Source organism: Kineosporia sp. NBRC 101677 (genome assembly GCF_030269265.1).
GTDB lineage: Bacteria > Actinomycetota > Actinomycetes > Actinomycetales > Kineosporiaceae > Kineosporia > Kineosporia rhizophila.
The window spans coordinates 1-743 of record NZ_BSTA01000042.1 but is presented as its reverse complement, the minus strand read 5'-3'; the positions used below and the strand labels follow the sequence as shown (position 1 = coordinate 743).

The window sequence follows — 743 nt, the reverse complement described above, 5'->3', positions numbered from 1 at the left end:
GTGTGTGTCGTAAGTTTTTAAGGGCATACGGTGGATGTCTTGGCACCAGGAGCCGATGAAGGACGTAGGAGCCTGCGATAAGCCTCGAGGAGCTGGCAACCGAGCTGTGATTCGAGGGTTTCCGAATGGGGTAACCCGGCTGGATTCATGTCCAGTCACCCGCACCTGAATATATAGGGTGTGTGGAGGGAACGACGGGAAGTGAAACATCTCAGTACCGTCAGGAAGAGAAAACAACAGTGATTCCGTGAGTAGTGGCGAGCGAAAGCGGATGAGGCTAAACCGGGCGTGTGTGATAGCTGACAGGCGTTGCATGTCCGGGGTCGTGGGAGCTGTTTTCATCATACTGTCATGTGGTGGGTGAGTCAGAAAATCAGTGTGTAGTCGAACGCCATTGAATGGGCGACCGTAGAGGGTGACAGTCCCGTAGACGAAATGTGCTGGTCTCACTTAATGGTTTCCCAAGTAGCACGGGGCTCGTGGAATCTCGTGTGAATCTGGCAGGACCACCTGCTAAGCCTAAATACTCCCTGGTGACCGATAGCGGACTAGTACCGTGAGGGAAAGATGAAAAGTACCCCGGGAGGGGAGTGAAATAGTACCTGAAACCGTGTGCCTACAATCCGTCGGAGCCTTACGGGGTGACGGCGTGCCTTTTGAAGAATGAGCCTGCGAGTTAGTGGTGTGTGGCGAGGTTAACCCGGGTGGGGTAGCCGTAGCGAAAGCGAGTCCGAACAGGGCGT

General features: G+C 54.5%; 1 rRNA gene. It reads left to right on the top strand.

Annotated elements, in window-relative coordinates:
• Positions 1-7: 7 nt before the first annotated feature.
• Positions 8-743: ribosomal RNA gene (locus QSK18_RS35645) — 23S ribosomal RNA — on the top strand; the annotation flags it as partial.